This window comes from Streptomyces capparidis, from assembly GCF_054782095.1.
Map to the genome: position 1 here is coordinate 107,383 of NZ_BAAGTD010000006.1, position 18,925 is coordinate 126,307.

15 protein-coding genes are annotated in these 18,925 nt (G+C 73.3%); 5 read left to right on the forward strand and 10 right to left on the reverse strand.

The window, feature by feature from the left end:
- Nucleotides 1-37: 37 nt before the first annotated feature.
- From clpB to ACYVO2_RS07630, 4 genes are all read right to left on the reverse strand, one after another.
- Complete coding sequence (gene clpB / locus ACYVO2_RS07615) at nt 38-2,698, reverse strand: ATP-dependent chaperone ClpB (protein ID WP_461006839.1); 2,661 nt, start codon at nt 2,696-2,698, stop codon at nt 38-40.
- A gap of 205 nt (nt 2,699-2,903) precedes the next feature.
- Complete coding sequence (locus tag ACYVO2_RS07620) at nt 2,904-3,140, reverse strand: DUF397 domain-containing protein (protein WP_461006840.1); 237 nt, start codon at nt 3,138-3,140, stop codon at nt 2,904-2,906.
- Between the two features lie 96 nt (nt 3,141-3,236).
- The gene (locus ACYVO2_RS07625; protein ID WP_461006841.1) at nt 3,237-4,142 is read right to left on the reverse strand and encodes a helix-turn-helix domain-containing protein; all 906 of its coding nucleotides are present in this window, start codon (nt 4,140-4,142) and stop codon (nt 3,237-3,239) included.
- Between the two features lie 168 nt (nt 4,143-4,310).
- Complete coding sequence (locus ACYVO2_RS07630) at nt 4,311-5,234, reverse strand: DUF4429 domain-containing protein (RefSeq protein ID WP_461006842.1); 924 nt, start codon at nt 5,232-5,234, stop codon at nt 4,311-4,313.
- Between the two features lie 393 nt (nt 5,235-5,627).
- Here ACYVO2_RS07630 and ACYVO2_RS07635 point away from each other — a divergent pair, with 393 nt between their 5' ends.
- On the forward strand, nt 5,628-6,038 hold the full coding sequence (locus tag ACYVO2_RS07635; RefSeq protein WP_461006843.1) for a pyridoxamine 5'-phosphate oxidase family protein: 411 nt from the start codon (nt 5,628-5,630) through the stop codon (nt 6,036-6,038).
- A 75-nt stretch (nt 6,039-6,113) separates the two neighbouring features.
- Here ACYVO2_RS07635 and ACYVO2_RS07640 read toward each other — a convergent pair whose 3' ends face one another.
- From ACYVO2_RS07640 to dnaK, 4 genes are read right to left on the reverse strand one after another with little or no spacing between them, the layout of a single operon-like run.
- On the reverse strand, nt 6,114-6,644 hold the full coding sequence (locus ACYVO2_RS07640; protein ID WP_461006844.1) for a heat shock protein transcriptional repressor HspR: 531 nt from the start codon (nt 6,642-6,644) through the stop codon (nt 6,114-6,116).
- Nucleotide 6,645: 1 nt separating this feature from the next.
- A complete protein-coding gene (gene dnaJ / locus ACYVO2_RS07645; RefSeq protein WP_461006845.1) occupies nt 6,646-7,818 on the reverse strand; it encodes a molecular chaperone DnaJ in 1,173 nt (390 codons plus the stop codon).
- A gap of 42 nt (nt 7,819-7,860) precedes the next feature.
- On the reverse strand, nt 7,861-8,526 hold the full coding sequence (grpE, locus tag ACYVO2_RS07650) for a nucleotide exchange factor GrpE (RefSeq protein WP_461006846.1): 666 nt from the start codon (nt 8,524-8,526) through the stop codon (nt 7,861-7,863).
- Nucleotides 8,523-10,382, reverse strand: coding sequence for a molecular chaperone DnaK (gene dnaK / locus ACYVO2_RS07655; RefSeq protein ID WP_461006847.1), 1,860 nt, complete (start codon nt 10,380-10,382; stop codon nt 8,523-8,525). The genes grpE and dnaK overlap by 4 nt, the downstream gene beginning before the upstream one ends.
- 548 nt (nt 10,383-10,930) lie before the next feature.
- On the opposite strand from dnaK, the gene ACYVO2_RS07660 reads away from it, so the two are divergent.
- Nucleotides 10,931-13,234: a (Fe-S)-binding protein gene (locus tag ACYVO2_RS07660; RefSeq protein WP_461006848.1), complete on the forward strand. Its 2,304-nt coding sequence runs from the start codon at nt 10,931-10,933 to the stop codon at nt 13,232-13,234.
- Between the two features lie 88 nt (nt 13,235-13,322).
- Here the strand turns inward: ACYVO2_RS07660 and ACYVO2_RS07665 are convergent, their stop codons facing one another.
- Nucleotides 13,323-13,940, reverse strand: a complete 618-nt coding sequence (locus ACYVO2_RS07665; RefSeq protein ID WP_461006849.1) for a mycothiol-dependent nitroreductase Rv2466c family protein — start codon at nt 13,938-13,940, stop codon at nt 13,323-13,325.
- A gap of 261 nt (nt 13,941-14,201) precedes the next feature.
- Between ACYVO2_RS07665 and ACYVO2_RS07670 the strand changes: the two genes are divergently transcribed.
- A complete protein-coding gene (locus tag ACYVO2_RS07670; protein ID WP_461006850.1) occupies nt 14,202-15,614 on the forward strand; it encodes an FG-GAP and VCBS repeat-containing protein in 1,413 nt (470 codons plus the stop codon).
- A 58-nt stretch (nt 15,615-15,672) separates the two neighbouring features.
- Here ACYVO2_RS07670 and ACYVO2_RS07675 read toward each other — a convergent pair whose 3' ends face one another.
- Nucleotides 15,673-16,923, reverse strand: coding sequence for an MFS transporter (locus tag ACYVO2_RS07675; RefSeq protein ID WP_461006851.1), 1,251 nt, complete (start codon nt 16,921-16,923; stop codon nt 15,673-15,675).
- Between the two features lie 122 nt (nt 16,924-17,045).
- Here ACYVO2_RS07675 and ACYVO2_RS07680 point away from each other — a divergent pair, with 122 nt between their 5' ends.
- The gene (locus ACYVO2_RS07680; protein WP_461006852.1) at nt 17,046-17,993 is read left to right on the forward strand and encodes a Yip1 family protein; all 948 of its coding nucleotides are present in this window, start codon (nt 17,046-17,048) and stop codon (nt 17,991-17,993) included.
- A gap of 38 nt (nt 17,994-18,031) precedes the next feature.
- Nucleotides 18,032-18,895 (forward strand): alanyl-tRNA editing protein, encoded by an 864-nt coding sequence (locus ACYVO2_RS07685; protein ID WP_461006853.1) that lies wholly within the window; start codon nt 18,032-18,034, stop codon nt 18,893-18,895.
- The last annotated feature ends 30 nt before the right edge of the window (nt 18,896-18,925 follow it).

The following is an 18,925-nucleotide window of genomic DNA, read 5'->3' on the forward strand; positions in this document are numbered from 1 at the left end:
CAAGTCACCCGACGGCGTTGGCCCCGGATTTACCCCTTCACCGCCCGCCGTCCTTCTCCAGGCCCACGGGGGCGGGCCCCTCGTTCCCCGCGGGCTTGACGATCAGCCCGTCGTCGCCGCCGGACCGGTCCACCAGGACGGTGTCGCCGTCGCGGATCCCGCCGGAGAGGATCTCCCTGGCCAGCCGGTCGCCGATGGCGGTCTGCACCAGGCGGCGCAGCGGCCGGGCACCGTACGCGGGGTCGTTGCCCTCGTCCGCGAGCCACTCCAGCGCCTCCTCGGTGATCTCCAGCTCCAGCCTGCGGTCCTTGAGCCGGTCGGCGAGGCGGGCGATCTGGAGCCGGGCGATCCGGGCGAGCTCCTCCTTGTCCAGCGCCGAGAAGACCACGATGTCGTCCAGCCGGTTGAGGAACTCCGGCTTGAAGGAGCTGCGGACCGCCTCCAGCACCGCCTCCCGCTTCTCCTGCTCGCTCAGGGTGAGGTCGATCAGGTAGTGGGAGCCGAGGTTGGAGGTGAGGACGAGCAGGGTGTTGCGGAAGTCCACCGTGCGGCCCTGCCCGTCGGTCAGCCGCCCGTCGTCCAGCACCTGGAGCAGGATGTCGAAGACCTCCGGGTGGGCCTTCTCCACCTCGTCCAGCAGGATCACGCTGTACGGCCTGCGGCGCACGGCCTCGGTGAGCTGGCCGCCCTCCTCGTAGCCGATGTAGCCGGGCGGGGCGCCGACCAGGCGGGCGACGCTGTGCTTCTCGCCGTACTCGCTCATGTCGATGCGGACCATGGCCCGCTCGTCGTCGAACAGGAAGTCGGCCAGCGCCTTGGCCAGCTCGGTTTTGCCGACGCCGGTGGGGCCGAGGAAGAGGAACGAGCCGGTGGGCCGGTCCGGGTCGGCGACGCCCGCGCGGGAGCGGCGCACCGCGTCGGACACGGCGCGCACGGCCTCCTCCTGGCCGATCAGGCGCCGCCCCAGCTCCTCCTCCATGCGCAGCAGCTTGGCGGTCTCGCCCTCCAGCAGGCGCCCGGCGGGGATGCCGGTCCAGGAGGCGACGACGTCGGCGATGTCGTCCGGGCCGACCTCCTCCTTGACCATGGTGGTCACGGCCCGGCCGTCGGCGGGCCGGTCCGCCGCGTCCGCCTCCGCCCGCGCGGCCTCGCTCAGCTCGCGCTCGGCGGTCGGGATCTCCCCGTACCGCAGCCGGGACGCCTCCTCCAGGTTGCCCGCGTCCTCGGCGAGCTGGAGCTGCACCCGCAGCTCGTCCAGCCGCTCCTTGACCGCGCCGACCCGGTTGAGGTTCGCCTTCTCCTGCTCCCAGCGGGCGGTCAGGGCGCGCAGCTCCTCCTCCTTGTTCGCCAGGTCGCGGCGCAGCTTCTCCAGCCGCTCCCTGGACGCCGGGTCGGACTCGTTGGCCAGCGCCATCTCCTCCATCCGCAGCCGGTCCACGGCGCGCTGGAGCTCGTCGATCTCCACCGGGGAGGAGTCGATCTCCATGCGCAGCCGGGACGCGGACTCGTCCACCAGGTCGATGGCCTTGTCCGGCAGGAAGCGGGAGGTGATGTACCGGTGGGAGAGGGTGGCGGCGGCCACCAGCGCGGAGTCGGCGATCTGCACCTTGTGGTGGGCCTCGTAGCGGCCCTTGAGCCCGCGCAGGATGGCGATGGTGTCCTCGACGGTCGGCTCGGCGACCAGCACCTGCTGGAAGCGCCGCTCCAGCGCCGGGTCCTTCTCGATGCGCTCGCGGTACTCGTCCAGCGTGGTGGCGCCGACCATGCGCAGCTCGCCGCGGGCCAGCATGGGCTTGAGCATGTTGCCCGCGTCCATCGCGGAGTCGCCGCCCGCGCCCGCGCCGACGACGGTGTGCAGCTCGTCGATGAACGTGATGATCCTGCCCTCGCTGGACCTGATCTCGTTCAGCACGGCCTTGAGCCGCTCCTCGAACTCGCCGCGGTACTTGGCGCCCGCGACCATCGCGCCGAGGTCCAGCGCGACCAGCCGCTTGTCCTTCAGCGACTCGGGGACGTCGCCCTTGACGATGCGCTGCGCGAGGCCCTCGACCACGGCGGTCTTGCCCACGCCGGGCTCGCCGATCAGGACCGGGTTGTTCTTGGTGCGGCGGGAGAGGACCTGCACGACCCGGCGGATCTCCTGGTCCCGGCCGATGACCGGGTCGAGCCTGCCCTTGCGGGCGGCGGCGGTGAAGTCGGTGCCGTACTTCTCCAGGGCCTTGTAGGTGGCCTCCGGGTCTGCGGTGGTGATGCGGGACTCCCCTCGGCGGTCGGCGAAGGACGCGGCGAGCTTCTTGGCGGTGGCGCCCGCGCGCCCCAGCAGCTCGGCGACGGCTCCGCCCTTGTCGGCCAGCGCGATCAGCAGGTGCTCGGTGGACAGGTACTGGTCGCCCAGGCCCTTGGCCCGCTTGCCCGCCTCGGCGAGCACCGCGAGCAGCTCGCGGGACGCCTGCGGCGGGGCGACCGTGGAGCCCTGGACACGGGGCAGGGCGGCCAGCAGCCGCTCGGTGCCCGCGCGCAGCTCGGCGGCGTCCGCCCCGGCGTCGGCCAGCAGGTCCTGGATGTTGTCGTTCTCGCCCTGCTCCAGCAGGGCGAGCAGCAGATGGGCGGGGCCGAGGTCGGGGTGCCCCGCGGAGACGGCTCGCGACGTGGCGATGTTCAGAGCCTCACGGCTCTTGTTGGTCAGCTCGGCGTCCACTTCCTCGGAACCTCCTGTCCGCACACGCACTCAAGTTGAGTCTACGACACTCAACCCAGCGGTGGGACGTTCGTTCCCCACCTTCTCCGCGTCTCCCCCTCCCGCGCCGCCATCCCTCCACGCCGCCGTCCCGCACTCCGCCGTCCCGCACCCCGCCGTCCCGCACCCCGCGGCACGTCCCCGCCCCGCCGCGTCTCCCCCGCCACTACGCCTCCTCGTCCTCCAGCCCTTCCACGAAGTGGTCGAACTCCCCCGCCTGCACCCCCAGCACGAACGCGTCCCACTTGGCCCGGGTCGTCACCACGACCTTCTCCGGGTGGTCGCTCTCCCTGAGGTAGACGAAGTCGCCCTCGGCGGCCAGCTCGATGCACTCGCCCCCGCCGTCGCCGCCGCCGCTGAAGGTGGAGCGGTGCCACTCGAGGTTGTCGGGGATCTTCGGCATGGTGTCCCTTTCCCTGGACTTTCCGACCGGACCGCCTCGTCGCGGGCATGTCGCTGCCCATGCGGCGGCGGAGGGAGAACGGGCGGCGCCGCGCGCTCACAGCGCGTACAGAAGGTGCCGCAGGAACCCCGCGGAGTCCCCGCCGTCATGAAACTGGGCGGCGGCCTCCGGGTCAACCGCGGGAAGCGCGGTCGCGGCCAGACTCGCGAAAGCGTGCGTGTACTGGGTGAGCCGCACCGGATCCCCGACGAAACGCGAGGGCGCGGGGTGCTCGAGGAAAACGGTGTCCAACTCGGGAACCGGACCCTCGAAAAGCACGAAAGGCGCGCAGAATCCGATCGGAAAGGAGTCGGCGCGAAAAGGAAGCACCTGGATCCTGAGGTGCGGCAGCCGGGAGACCTCCAGCAGGTGGGCGATCTGCTCCCGCACGACGTCGGCGCTCGCGAAACGCATGTGGAACGCCGCCTCGTGGATCACCGCGTGGAACACCGGCGGCCCTTCCCCGGCGCCTCCCCCGGGGAAGAGCACCTCCTGCCGCCGCCGCCGGAACTCGGCGTAGGCGTCCACCAGGTCCGGCACCGCCTGCCGCTGCACCCCGCGGAAGACCGCACGCATGTACGCCGGGGTCTGGAGCAGCCCCGGGACCAGCAGGGTCTGGAAGCACCGGATGCGCCGGGTGCCGGACTCCAGTTCGGCCACGTCGCGGATGGCGTCGTCGAACAGGTCCCGGTACTGCGACCACCAGCCGCGGCCGGTGGCCCGGCCCATCTCGACGAGCGCCTCCACGAGCGCGGCGTTCCGGCAGCCGTAAGCCCGGCACAGCGCGCGCAGCTTTTCCTCGGGAATGGCGGTGCGCCCCATCTCGATATGGCTCATGTGCGCCCGCCCGAGGCCCGCGAAAGCCCCCGCCTCGGTGGCGGAAAGCCCGGAGACCTCCCGGAGCCTGCGCAGTTCCGCCCCTAATCGCCGCTGCCGCTGCGTCGGGTTGGCCCGGAGCCCCATGCCGCCCCCTTCCCGGAGAAACACGGGAAGTCTGCCCGGCCCGGGGACGAACGGCCACGGCGCCGAGGGTCGTTCGCCCATACGGAGGATGGCCGAAAAACATATTTCCTTGTTGCTCGGCCACTGTGTGGCCGCGCCACGAAGCCCGCTCCCGGCCGCGGCCAGCCGCTAGAACCGCCGCAGCACCGCCTGTTTCGCCGCCGTGAACTCGTCATACGTGAGCACGCCCCGCTCGTGCAACTGGGCCAGTTCCCACAGCCGCCGCAGCAGCGCGTCGTGGTCCTCGCCCGCCCCCGGCGCCCCCGCCGTGTCCGCCCCCACCGTCTCCGCCGCCGCCACCGCGCCCCGCTCCGCGGCGGGGTCCGGCACGGCGTCCCTGGCGCCCGCCGCCGACGGGTGGGGCAGCCGCGCCGTGACCGCCGCCGCCACCATCGCCGTCTTGCCGACCTCCTCCTGGGTGCCGAACAGCACCAGGCAGTTGGGGTCGTCCTCCGGCGACAGCCCGGCGTCGCCGTCCGCGCACCGGAACCGCAGGAAGCCGAAGGTGAGCCCGACCGCCGGGTGCCACTCCACCCCGACCAGGTCCGCCAGGGCTATCCGGCGCGCCCCGGCCGAGGACTTGCGCTCCTCGGCCAGCCACTTCCACTCCAGGCGCACCTCGGCCCCGTCGAAGGCGACCGACCCGTCCAGGGCCGCGGCCACCAGCGGCACCGGCGGACCGGGCAGCAGGTACCGGTCGCAGGGCCCGTCCGGCACCTGGTCGAGCAGCAGGGCGTTGCGCACCTCGTCGACGAAGTACTCGGCGGCGCCGGTGCGGCCCCCCTCGACACCGAGCTGGTAGGGGTCGGCCTGCTCGCTGAGCCACCCGCCGACGGCCTGGGTGAACGGGTCGGCGCCGTCCCTCAGCCGCAGCCGCAGCCGCCCGCCCCTGCGCCCCGGCTCGAACGTCACCCCGGCCACGGCCCGCAGCGGCACCGCTATCTCCCCCAGCTCCCGCCGCAGCCGGTGCACCCCCCGCCTGCGGCCGGGCACCAGGCGCAGCGTCTCACCGTCGAAGGTCCACGCCCCGTCCTTCGCCAAGACCTCAGCCACATGACCGATTTTAGGGACCGCTCGCCCCTTCCCCCCGGCTCTCGACCGGGACGGGCGGCGCGATCGAGGCGGGCTCAGCCCGCACGCGGGGCCTCGCCCGGCCGCCATGACGTCCGGTCAACTCCCCGGTGCCGGCGGCCACCTGGGGGACGGCGGCGCGGCGCCCGGCCTCCCCCGGGTCGGGCGCCGCTTTCTCCTCCCCTTCCCCTTGCTGTAGTTCTTCCCCACCACGGCGGAGCCCTTATGCCCACGTCGGAGACGAAGCGGCGTGCGCCCGGCGCTCCGCACCGGACCGCCCGCGCCCGCCCGCCGAGCGGGCGCGGGCGGGCGACCGTCCACAACCTGTGGACGAGCGCGAGGCCCCGGCCGCCCGTCCAGTAGTGTCCACAGGCTGTGGACAACAGTTGGAGCCTGCGCGGCACCCTCGACGACGCCTACCTCGCCTTCTGGCGGGAGTACCACCTGTGCACCCTCACCACCCTCCGCCCCGACGGGAGCCCGCACGTGGTCCCCGTGGGGGTGACGTTCGCCCCGGAGGCCGGGGTCGCCAGGATCATCACCAACCGGCGCAGCGTGAAGGCGCGGAACGTCGCCGCGGCGGCGCCCGGGCGGGCGCGGGTCGCCGTGTGCCAGGTGGACCGGGGGCGGTGGGCGACGCTCGAGGGGACGGCCGTGGTCAGGAGCGAGCCGGAGGCCGTGGCCGAGGCGGAGCGGCGGTACGCCGAGCGGTACCGGGTGCCGTCGCCCAACCCGGAGCGGGTGGTCATCGAGATCGCGGTGGAGCGGGCCCTCGGGCGGGGGTGAGGGCCCGGCCGCGGAGGAACGGAAAAGGGGCCCGGACGTCCGGACCCCTGGTTCCCCTCGTGAGCGGCGAGGGGCCTACTCCGACGGCTGCGCCCTGCGCCCGGGGTTCTTCGGGCGCCACACCACCAGCGCGCTGGACTGCTGCATCTGCGCGTACGGCACCAGGTCCCGCCGGTAGGAGGCGTGGACGGCGGCCTCGCGCTGCTGGATCGCCGCGGACGCGTCGTTCAGCGCCGACTGCATCTCCGCGACCTGCGCCCGCAGCGCCTCGACCTCGTTCTGGAGCTCGATGATCCGCTTGATGCCGGCGAGGTTGATCCCCTCGTCCTGCGACAGCCGCTGCACCTCGCGCAGTTGCTCGATGTCGCGCGCCGAGTAACGGCGTCCCCGGCCGGCGGCGCGGTCCGGGGAGACCAGGCCCAGCCGGTCGTACTGGCGCAGGGTCTGCGGGTGCAGCCCGGACAACTGGGCGGCGACCGAGATGACGTACACCGGGCTCTCGTCCGTCAGCTCGTAGGGACCGGCGCTCCTGGCCCTTCCGTTGCCCCGCACCCCGGAGGCCGGCGAGCCGCCGGGCAGCCCCCCACCGGGCAGACCTCCTTGCATCTCATGCTCCCTTCGCGGCCTTCAACAGCTCTGCTCGCACATCCTCATCCGCCGTCGCCTCGCGATACGCCTCCAGCGCCTGGCGCGCCTCGTCGCTGAGGTTCTTGGGCACGACGACCTTGAAGGTGACCAGGAGGCGCCCGCGCGACCCGTCCTTGTTCACGGCGCCCTTGCCGCGCACCCCGAGCGTGCTGCCGTTCGCCGTGCCCGGGGGCAGTTTCACGGTGACGGTCGTGCCGTCCAGCGTCGGCACCCTGATCTCGGCGCCGAGCACGGCCTCGGGGAAGGTGACCGGGACGGTGACGGTGAGGTCGCCGCCCTTGCGCCCGAACAACGAATGCTCGCCGACGTGCACCTTCACGTACAGGTCCCCGGCGGGGCCGCCGGTCTCCCCGGGGGCGCCCTTGCCGCGCAGCCGGATCCGCTGGCCGTCGCTGACCCCGGCCGGGATCCGCACCTGAATGGTGCGGGAGCTGGTGGCGCGCCCGCTGCCCCGGCACACCTCGCACGGGTCCTGGGCTATGAGCCCGCGACCCCGGCAGTCCCGGCACGGGTCGGACAGGGCGAAGCCGCCGCCCTGGGAACGGGAGACCTGGCCGGTGCCCAGACAGGTCGGGCAGACCCGTGGCGTACCGTTTTTGTCACCCGTTCCCGCGCACGCCTTGCAGGGCGCCTTGCTGCTCAAGGGCAGAGGTACGGTGGCGCCGTGCACCGCCTCGGTGAAGCTGAGCGTCACCTCGGACTCGATGTCGGCGCCCCGCCTGGGCTGGGCCCGGGTGCCGGCCCCGCGGCCGAACAGGCCGCCGAACACGTCCCCGAGCCCGCCGCCGAAGCCGCCGGCCCCGCCGCTCGTCGTACCGCCGAACAGGTCGCCGAGGTCGAAGCCGAACCCGCCGGGCCCGGATCCGGCGGCCCCGCCCTGGCGGAAGCCGCCGTTCCCGAACAGGGTGCGCGCCTCGTCGTACTCCTTGCGCCGCTTGGGGTCGGAGAGCACGTCGTTGGCCTCGGAGATCTCCTTGAAGCGCTCCTCGGCCCCGGTGTCACCCTTGTTGGCGTCCGGGTGGAACTCGCGGGCGAGCTTCCGGTACGCCTTCTTGATCTCCGCCTCGGTGGCGTCCTTCGGGACGCCGAGGATCTTGTAGTAGTCCTTCTCGACGAAGTCCTTCGTACTCATCGGCGTCCCTCCTTCCGCTCACCGTGAGCGGCATTCTCCACGTCAGCCCTGCTCGGGGCCACCGCTCTCCTCATCGCCACCGGCACCGTCCTCCGCCGCGGGCCGCTCGCCGGGCTGGCTGCCCGGCTGCGGCTCGGCCACCGCCACGCGGGCCGGGCGGATCGTCCGCTCACCGATGCGGTACCCCGGCTGGAGAATCTGCACGCACGTCGTCTCGGTGACGTCGGGCGAGTAGCTGTGCATCAGCGCCTCGTGCACCAGCGGGTCGAACGGCTCGCCCTCCTTGCCGAACTGCTGGAGGCCCATCTTGGCGACGACGGTCTCCAGCGACTCGGCGACGGACTTGAAGCCGCCGACCAGCTCGCCGTGCTCCCGGGCCCGGCCGATGTCGTCGATCACCGGCAGCAGCTCGGTCAGGGCGTTGGCGATCGCGACCTCCCGGACGGCGATCCGGTCCCGCTCCACGCGCTTGCGGTAGTTCTGGTACTCGGCCTGGAGGCGCTGGAGGTCCCCGGTGCGCTCCGCCAACTGGCGGCGCACCTGCTCGAGCTGCTCCTCGAGCGCCTTCTGCTCGTCCCGGGCCCCCGGAGCCGCCGGCTCCGCCTGCTCGGCGGAGCCCGCGGCCTGCGCGGTCGCCTCCTCGGCGGCCGGCTCCGGGGCGACGTCAGGTTCCCGGCCGAAGCCCTGGCCCTGAGTCTCCTCCGTCACGCGGCACCGTCCTTCGGCTTCTCGTCGTCCACGATCTCGGCCTCGACGACGTCCTCGTCCGCCTTGCCCTGGGCGCCGGTCGCGCCGGCGGCACCGGCGTCGTCACCGGAGGCGGCGGCCTCCTGGGCGGAGGCGTACAGCGCGGAGCCGAGCTTCTGGCTGGTCGCGGCGACCTTCTCGGTGGCCTCGCGGATCGCCGCGGTGTCCTCGCCCTTCAGCTTCTCCCTCAGGTCCGCGATCGCGGCCTCGACCTCGGACTTGGTGTCGCCGGGGACCTTGTCCTCGTTGTCCTTGATGAACTTCTCGGTGGTGTAGATGAGCTGCTCGGCCTGGTTGCGGGTCTCCGCGGCCTCGCGGCGCTTGTGGTCCTCCTCGGCGTACTGCTCGGCCTCGCGCATCATGCGCTCGATGTCGTCCTTGGGCAGCGCCGAGCCGCCGGTGACGGTCATCCGCTGCTCCTTGCCGGTACCGAGGTCCTTGGCGGAGACGTGCATGATGCCGTTGGCGTCGATGTCGAAGGTGACCTCGATCTGGGGGACGCCGCGGGGGGCGGGCGGCAGGCCGGTGAGCTCGAACATGCCGAGCTTCTTGTTGTACGCGGCGATCTCGCGCTCGCCCTGGTAGACCTGGATCTGCACCGACGGCTGGTTGTCCTCGGCGGTGGTGAAGATCTCCGAGCGTTTGGTGGGGATCGTGGTGTTGCGCTCGATGAGCTTGGTCATGATGCCGCCCTTGGTCTCGATGCCGAGGGACAGCGGGGTGACGTCGAGCAGCAGGACGTCCTTGACCTCGCCCTTGAGCACGCCCGCCTGGAGGGACGCGCCGATGGCGACGACCTCGTCGGGGTTCACTCCCTTGTTGGGCTCCTTGCCGCCGGTGAGCTGCTTGACCAGCTCGGCGACGGCCGGCATGCGGGTGGAGCCGCCGACCAGGACCACGTGGTCGATCTCGGACAACTGGATGCCCGCGTCCTTGATCACGTTGTTGAACGGGATCTTGCAGCGCTCCAGCAGGTCCGCGGTGAGCTGCTGGAACTGGGCGCGGGTGAGCTTCTCGTCCAGGTGCAGCGGGCCCTCGGCGGAGGCCGTGATGTAGGGCAGGTTGATCATCGTCTCGCTGGACGAGGACAGCTCGATCTTCGCCTTCTCGGCGGCCTCGCGCAGGCGCTGGAGCGCCATCTTGTCCTTGGACAGGTCGACGCCGTGGCCGTTGGCGAACTGCTTGACCAGGTAGTCGACGACCCGCTGGTCCCAGTCGTCGCCGCCGAGGTGGTTGTCGCCGTTGGTGGCCTTCACCTCGACCACGCCGTCGCCGATCTCCAGCAGGGACACGTCGAAGGTGCCGCCGCCGAGGTCGAAGACGAGGATGGTCTGGTCGTCCTTCTCCAGGCCGTAGGCGAGCGCGGCGGCCGTGGGCTCGTTCACGATGCGCAGGACGTTCAGGCCCGCGATCTCACCGGCCTCCTTGGTGGCCTGGCGCTCGGCGTCGTTGAAGTACGCCGGAACGGTGATCACCGCGTCGGTGACCTTCTCCCCCAGGTACGCCTCGGCGTCCCGCTTCAGCTTCTGGAGGATGAAGGCGCTGATCTGCTGCGGCGTGAAGTCCTTGCCGTCGATCCCGACCTTCCAGTCGGTGCCCATGTGACGCTTGACGGAGCGGATGGTGCGCTCGACGTTGGTCACCGCCTGGCGCTTGGCGACCTCGCCGACCAGCACCTCGCCGTTCTTGGCGAAGGCGACGACGGACGGCGTGGTCCTGGCGCCCTCGGCGTTGGTGATGACGGTGGGCTCACCACCCTCCAGCACGCTGACGACGGAGTTCGTCGTACCCAGGTCGATGCCGACCGCACGAGCCATTGCTGATCCTCCAGATACCTTGAGCGGAACAGACTCAAGACTGCACCAAACGGACGCCCAGCGTCAACAGAGCTGAGTCTGGCTGGCTCAAGTCTTCTCCTTGTGACTGCTTCATACAACGCGTGGAGGGGCGACGACGTTCCGGTCGGACGGGAGGCCGGACGGCGGAACGGGGCGCCGCCGCCGGGCCCGGGGTGCCCTGTCCGGAACACGCCGGACCCCCGCCGTACCCCCGAACGCCCCACAGCCACTACCGCGCCGCACCCCCGCCCGCCACCGCGCACCGCCGCGCCCCGTCCCCGCGAAGCCCCCGCCGCCGGACACAGCGACACAGATCACCGGCTCGCGCGGGTGCGGACGGCGCGGTTTCCTGGGTAATCTCTGCGCAGACCGAAAAAGTTACCCGCAAGTAGTTCCGCTGGCCGCCCGGCGGGCAGCCGCCCTCCGGAGCGGCCCCACCGGCCGCACCCCCAGCACCCCAGTACCTCCAGCCCCCAACACCCCCAGCACCCCAAGCAGTCACCGAACCGCAGGCCCGAGGAGCCACCATGCAACTCGCAGCCATCGTCGTCTCGCTGGTCCTCACCGCGGTCGGCGTTGCGCTCATCGCTCGCACGGTCGGGTACATCTACCGCTTCATCCGGCTGGGCCAGCCGGACGGCACCCGCACGGGCGAACCGGCGCAGCGCACCTGGACGCTGGTCAAGGAGTTCCTCGGCCACACCCGGATGAACCGCTGGGGCATCGTCGGCGTCGCCCACTGGTTCGTCGCGATCGGCTTCCTCACCCTCGCCCTGACCCTGGTCAACGCCTACGGGCAGTTGTTCGAGGCGGACTGGGTGGTGCCGGTCGTCGGCCACTGGACCCCGTACGAGATGTACGTCGAGTTCATCGGGGCGATGACCACCCTCGGCATCCTCACCCTGATCACCGTCCGCCTGCTGAACCTGCCGACGCGCGCGGGCCGCAAGTCCCGGTTCGCCGGGTCCACGATGTGGCAGGCGTACTTCGTCGAGTACGTCATCCTGATCATCGGCGGCTGCATCCTCACCCTGCGCGCCCTGGAGGGCGCCCTCGCGGGAGTGGAGCACTACGAGGCCGCGTACTTCGTGACCTACCCGCTGGTCGAGGCGTTCGACGGGTTGAGCACCGGCGCGCTCCAGAACCTCGTCTACCTCTTCGCCATGATCAAGATCGCGACGACGATGGTCTGGGCGATCACCCTGGGCCTGAACGCGAGCATGGGCGTGGCCTGGCACCGGTTCCTGGCGTTCTTCAACATCTGGTTCAAGCGCGAGGACAGCGGCGCGAACGCGCTCGGCGCCCTGCGCCCGATGACCAGCGGCGGCACCCCGGTGGACTTCGAGGCGCTGATGGAGGGGGAGGGCGACGAGGAGGACCAGCAGTTCGGCGTCTCCCAGGTCGAGCACTTCTCCTGGAAGGGCCTGCTGGACTTCTCCACCTGCACCGAGTGCGGCCGCTGCCAGTCGCAGTGCCCGGCGTGGAACACCGGCAAGCCGCTGTCGCCGAAGCTGCTGATCATGTCGCTGCGGGACCACGCGTACGCCAAGGCGCCGTACCTGCTCGCGGGCGGCGGCAAGGACGCGGAGGGCAACGAGAGGGCCACCGAGGAGCAGCTCGCCTCCGTCCCCGCCGCCGCGCTCGCCGAGGCCGAGCGGCCGCTGATCGGGACGGCGGAGGACGCGAACGGCCTGGGCGGCGTCATCGACCCGGACGTGCTGTGGTCGTGCACCACCTGCGGCGCCTGCGTCGAGCAGTGCCCGGTGGACATCGAGCACATCGACCACATCGTGGACATGCGCCGGTACCAGGTGATGATCGAGTCGTCGTTCCCGTCCGAGGCCGGGACGATGCTGAAGAACCTGGAGAACAAGGGCAACCCTTGGGGCATGAACGCCAAGGCCCGCCTGGAGTGGACCAAGGAGCTCAAGAAGGAGAAGGGCATCGAGGTGCCGATCGTCGGCAAGACGGTCGAGGACCTCACGGAGGTCGACTACCTGTACTGGGTGGGCTGCGCGGGCGCGCTTGAGGACCGGGCGAAGAAGACCACCAAGGCGTTCGCCGAACTGCTGCACATCGCGGGCGTGAAGTTCGCGATCATGGGCGGCGAGGAGTCCTGCACGGGTGACTCGGCGCGGCGCCTGGGCAACGAGTTCCTGTTCCAGATGCTGGGGCGGCAGAACGTCGAGATGCTGAACATGGCGTACGGCGAGGACCCGGAGGACGAGGCGACCCGCAGGCCCAAGGCGCAGAAGAGGATCGTCGCCACCTGCCCGCACTGCTTCAACACGCTCGCCAACGAGTACCCGCAGCTCGGCGGCCACTTCGAGGTCATCCACCACACGCAGTTGCTCCAGCACCTGATCGACGAGGGCAAGCTGGTGCCGGTCACGCCCGTGGAGGGCCTGATCACCTACCACGACCCGTGCTACCTCGGCCGCCACAACAAGGTCTACACGCCGCCGCGCGAGATCATCGCCAAGGTGCCCGGCCTGCGGAACGAGGAGATGCACCGCCACTCCGAGCGCGGCTTCTGCTGCGGCGCGGGCGGCGCGCGGATGTGGATGGAGGAGCGCATCGGCAAGCGCATCAACAACGAGCGGGTGGACGAGGCGCTGTCGCTGAACCCGGACATCGTCTCCACCGCGTGCCCGTTCTGCCTGGTGATGCTGTCGGACTCGGTGAACGGCAAGAAGAACGACGGCTCCGCCAAGGAGAGCCTCCAGGTGGTGGACGTCGCCCAGTTGCTGCTGGAGTCGGTGCACACGCCGTCCGCGCCGGGCGGCGAGGCCCAGGAGGGCGAGCCCGCGGGGGCGGTCGGCTCCGGCTGACGGCCCCCCGCCGCGCCGCGCCGTCCCCGGCACCGGGGGCGGCGCGGCGTCGCGTTTCCCGGGTTTCCCGGCCCCCGCGCGGGCCCGCTCAGCCGTCCAGGTCGGGCACCTCGTGCGGGCGGCCCTTGAGCTCGTGGAAGCCGCGGACGCCCGCCACGAGCAGCGTCCCGTCCCACAGCCGCCCGGCCTCCTCGCCCCGCGGGACCCGGGAGAGCACGGGGCCGAAGAACGCGGCCCGGCGCACGCCGTCCTCGGTGACGGCGGTCACCGGGGTGCCCACGTGCTCGCCCACCAGGCCGATCCCCTCGGCGTGGGAGGCGCGGATCTCCTCGTCGTACGCGGTGGACGACCCGGCGGCCGCCGCGTCAGCGGGCAGCCCGGCGGCGGCCAGCGCCCGCTCGAAGTCGGCGATCCAGTCGCCTTCCCGCAGGGCCGGGTCCCACAGCGCGGCGTAGAACCGCCCCAGCGCCCGCTGCCCGTGCTCGCGCAGCACCGCCGCGCAGACCCGCACCGGCACCCGCAGCCAGCCCTCCGGATCGCCCTCCGGGTCGTCGTCGCGGCCCTCGTTGAGCACCGACAGGCTCATCAGCCGCCACCGCACCCGCACCGGGCGGACCCGGGTGACCTCCACGAGCCACCGGGAGGTGACCCAGGTGTACGGGCACGACGGGTCGAACCAGAAGTCGGCGACCTGCTCCCCCGCCATCGGCCCCACTCCCCCGTCACTCCGGCTCGGCACACCCGCCCGGCGGGGCGGGGCAGCCCCTCGCGCCCGTCCCGGCGTCCGGTCCGCACGGTACCGGCCGGACGGCGCGCGGCTCCCCGTTCACTCCCAAGAGGCAACCCCTGTACAACCGTTCCCCGCCCGAGGGTGTCACCTGCCGGATACCTTGGGGGCTGCCCTCGGGGGAGAGGGGACCAGGCCCGGGGCGCCGCGCCCGGGAGCGCCGCACAGGGGGAGGACCACTTGCGCACCACCACGCTCACCGCCACCGCCGCCGTCCTGGCCGCGTGCCTGTTCCCCCTGGCCGGGGGGCAGCCCGGCGCGCACGCCGCGAGTCCGCCGGTCACCGACGACTTCAACGGCGACGGCTACCAGGACGTGGCCGTGAGCACCCCCAACGCCGCCGTGAACGGCCGCGCCAACGCCGGGGTCGTCGTCATCACCTACGGCGCCAGCGGCGGCCTCAACCCCGCCCGGCGCACCGTGCTGTCCCAGGACGACGCCGCCATACCCGGCGTCGCCGAGGCGGGGGACCGCTTCGGCGCCAGCGTCACCAGCGGCGACCTGGACAACGACGGGTACGCCGACCTGATCGTGGGCTCGCCCGGCGAGGACTTCGCCAGCCCCTCCAACCAGGGCATGGTGACGGTGGTGTGGGGCGGCCACGAGGGCATGGACGGCGGCACGACCCTGGTGGAGCCCGTCTCCGCCTTCGGCGCCGGGTTCGGCCGGGGCCTGGCCGCGGGCGACTTCGACAACGACTCGCGCGCCGACGTCGCCGTGGTCACCGCGACCCGCGTGTACGCGCTCACCGGCGGCTTCACCCGCGAGGGCGCGCCGTCCGTGCGCTCCCTGCCCGGGCCGGGCGGCCCCGCCGCGCTGTGGCGCGTCACCGCGGGCGACGCGGCCGCGGGCGACCTGAACGAGGACGGCGCCGACGACCTCGCCGTGTTCGGCACCTCCGCGGACGGCGCCCCGTTCACCGGCGTCTTCCTCGGCGGACCGGGCGGCCCCATCTGGAGCGCCGACCTGGCCGCGGGCACCGTCGGCGACCTCGGGGACCTGGACAACGACGGGTACGACGACCTGGTGGCGGGGCGGCCCGGCGCGGGCACCGGCGGGCAGGTGCGGGTCTGGTACGGCGGCGCGGACGGGCCCGGCTCCGGGCGGGAGCCCGCCACCTTCGCCCAGGGCGCCGCGGGGGTGCCGGAGCAGGACGAGGCGGGCGACCGGTTCGGCTCCGCGGTGTCCGTCGGCGACACCGACGGCGACGGCTACGAGGACGCGGCGATCGGGGTGCCCGGCGAGGACGTCGGGGCGCTGGCGGACGCGGGCGGCGTGGTGGTGCTCAGGGGCGGGGCGGACGGCCTGTCGGGCGCGGGCGCGCTGGCGTTCCACCAGGACACCGACGGCATCGGCGGCGCGGCGGAGGCGGACGACCAGTTCGGCGGCGCGGTGCGGCTGTACGACGCCACCCGCGAGGGGCAGCACGAGCTCGCGGTGTCCGCGCCGCGGGAGAACGCGGGCGACGGCGCGCTGTGGGTGCTGCCCGGCTCCGGGGCCGGGCTCACCGCCACCGGCAGCAGGTACCACGCCCCGGACGACTTCGGGGTGGCCCCGGACGGCCACCGGTTCGGGCTGGTCCTGAACCACTGAGCCCCGCTCACCCCGGCCGACCGGCCGGGGCGGGGCCGCCGGGCGCCGGCCCGCCCGCTCAGTGCCGCCGGTCCCCGGTGGCGCCCGCGCCGCCCGGCTCGGGCGCCGCCGCGGCGTCCGCCGGACCCGGACCCGGCCCCGCCCCCGTCCGCACCGCCCCGCCGAGCAGCGCCATGACCGCGGCCAGCGCCGCCGGGATGCCCAGCGCCCACGGCAGCCCCGCCACCTCCGCGATCAGGCCGAGCACCGGGGGGCCGCCGAGGAACCCGAGGTAGCCGATGCCGGTGACCCGGGAGATCGCGGTCGCGGACGCCACCCCGGGCAGGTTCCCCGCGGCGCTGAACGTGATCGGCGCGACCGGCGCTATGCCGAGCCCGAACAGCGTGAACCCGGCGACCGCGACCGGCTGCGTCCCGGCGAGCAGCCCGCCCGTGAGCCCGACCGCCGCCACCACGGCCCCCGTCCGCAGCACCGCCACCGGCCCGAACCGCGCCACGAGCCGGTCCCCGGCCAGCCGCCCCGCCGCCATCGCCACCGCGCACCCGGCGAACCCGAGCCCGGCCACGCCCGCGGACGCCCCCAGGTCCTCCCGCAGGTACACCGCGCTCCAGTCGGCCACCGCGCCCTCCCCGACGAACGAGCACAGGCCGACGACGCCCAGCACCAGCACCGCCGCGGTGAACCCCCGCCCGCCCGCCGCGGACGCGCCGTCCCCGTCCGCCACCGGGTCCGCGTCCCGCGGCAGCAGCCGGCGCGAGCCCAGCCACACCGCGGCCCCCAGCACGGCGGCCGCCAGGGAGAAGTGCACCACCGGCCGCACGTCCGCGTGCGCCGCCGCGGCCCCGGTCAGCGCCCCCGTCAGCGAGCCCACGCTGTACGCCCCGTGCAGCCCCGACATGATCGGCCGCCCGTACTCGCGTTCGACCACCACGCCCTGCGCGTTCATCGCGACGTCCACCATCCCGAGCGCGAGGCCGACCAGCAGCAGCGCCGCCATCAGCGAGCCCAGGTTCCAGGCGAGCGCCACCGGCACCAGCGACGCGCACATCGGCAGCGCCGCCGCCCGCACCACGGCCCGGCTCCCGAAGCGCCCCACCGCCCACGAGGCGAGCCGCACCGCGGCCACCACCCCGATGGGCGCGCCCAGCAGCGCGATGCCCAGCGCCCCGTCGCTCAGGCCGAGGTCGCCCTTGATCAGCGGGATCCGCGGCACCCAGTTCGCGAACGTCGCCCCGTGCACGAAGAACACCAGCGTGACATCCCAGCGCGCCGCGCGCGTCCCCGCGTCCGTCGTCATCGCAGTTGTCATCCGGGGAATGGTAGGGGCAGCCCCTCGGGGATCCCTTAGGGCTTGTCACAGATTCGCAGCAATGCCCCGAACGGCCCCGCCCCGCAGGCGTCCTGGCGGGCCGGAGCAGGTACGTTCGAAGCGTGGCTGGATACAGAATGGGACGCGGACACAACTCCCCCGGCGGACGGGCACGCCCCGGCGGCCCCCCGGCCCCGCCGCCCTACCCGGACCCGGGCGCCGCCCCGTGGCCCCCGTCACCCCATCCCCACACCCCGCACGGCCACCCGCCCCACGGCCCCGGCCCCGAGGGCCCCGAGTACTTCGGCCGGCCCGGCCACGGGCAGCCCGGGTACGGCCAGCCCGGGTACGGGCAGCAGGGCTACGGCCAGCAGGGCCAGGCCGGTTACGGCCGGCCCGGCGACGACCCGGGCCACACCCGCGCCTTCCCGGTCGGCGAGGACCCGTACGCCGGCGGCTACGGCCCCGGCGACGACGACCACGTCTCCACCTACCGCGCCGGCCAGACCACGGCGCCGCCCGCGGGCCCGCGCCTGCACTGGAAGGAGCTGCTGCGCGGCCTGGCGCTGCACCCGCAGCGCACCTTCTGGCAGATGCGGGACCACCAGGTGTGGGGCCCGGCGCTGATCGTCACGTTCCTCTACGGCATCCTCGCCGTGTTCGGCTTCGAGGAGGCCAGGGAGGACATACTCAACGCCGCCACCGGCACCGCCGTCCCGTGGGTGCTGATGAGCGCCTGTGCCATGGTCATCAGCGCGCTGATGCTCGGCGGCGTCACCAACGCCCTGGCCCGCCAGTTGGGCGGCGACGGGGCCTGGGCGCCCACCATCGGCCTGTCCATGCTGCTGATGTCAATGACGGACGCGCCGCGGCTGCTGTTCGCGATGTTCCTGCCCGCGGACAACGGCCTGGTGCAGATCCTCGGCTGGGCCACCTGGGGCCTGGCCGGCGCGCTGCTCACCACGATGGTCGCCAAGTCCCACGACCTGCCCTGGCCGCGCGCCCTGGGCGCCTGCTCCATCCAGTTGATCGCCCTGCTGATCCTGCTGAAGCTCCCCCTGCTCAGCTAGCCCGCCCCCGACCCCGCCCCTGCCACCGGAACGGACCCATGCCGCTCAGCTCCACCACCCACGTCACCTTTCCCGCCGGCTCCACCCGGGAGAGGTCCACCGTGCGCGCCGTCCACCCGCTGCCCGACGGCCGGTACGGCGTGGTCACCGAGCTGACCCCGTTCCACCCCCTGGACCACACCTGGCCCGACCAGCCCGGCGACACCGGCACCCTGGCGGACCTGGCCGTGGTGGACTGCCTGACCGCGGCCGCCAACCCCGAGCACGGCGACGGCCTGCTGGTCGGCGACGCCATCCCCGTCCGCCGGGGCGACGCCGAGTGGAGCTGGCACGCCCTGCACGTCGTCGAGGAGGACCCGGCCGCCCTGCTGGGCACCGAGGTCGAGCTCGCCGTGGACGCCGAGCGCCGCGCCGCCCTTTCCGCCGCCCACACCGGCTGCCACCTGCTGGCGCTCGCCCTCAACGCCGCCCTGGCCGACCGCTGGCGCAAGCCGGTGCGCACCGACGCGCTGGGCAGCCCCGACTTCGACTCCCTGGCCATGGCGTCCTCCCGCATCGGCGATGACGCGAGCACGGACGTCTACCGCCTGGGCAAGTCCCTGCGCAAGAAGGGCTTCACCACGGACGGCCTGGCCGAGGCCCTGCCCGCCGTGGCGGCCGAGGTGAACGAGCGCCTCGCGGCGTGGCTCGCGGCCGCCGCCCCCGTCCGCGTCGAGACCCCGGGCCCCGAGCTGACCGCCCACCGCCGCTGGACCTGCGCGCTCCCGGAGGGCACCGCGTCCCTGTCCTGCGGCGGCACCCACCTGCACGGCCTGGACGAACTGGCGTCCCTCACCACGGAGCTGACCCTGGGCGGCGACGGCACCGAACTGACCGCCGTCACCACCCCGAAGCGGGCCTGACCCGGCCCGCGCCCCCGTCCGCCCGGCCCG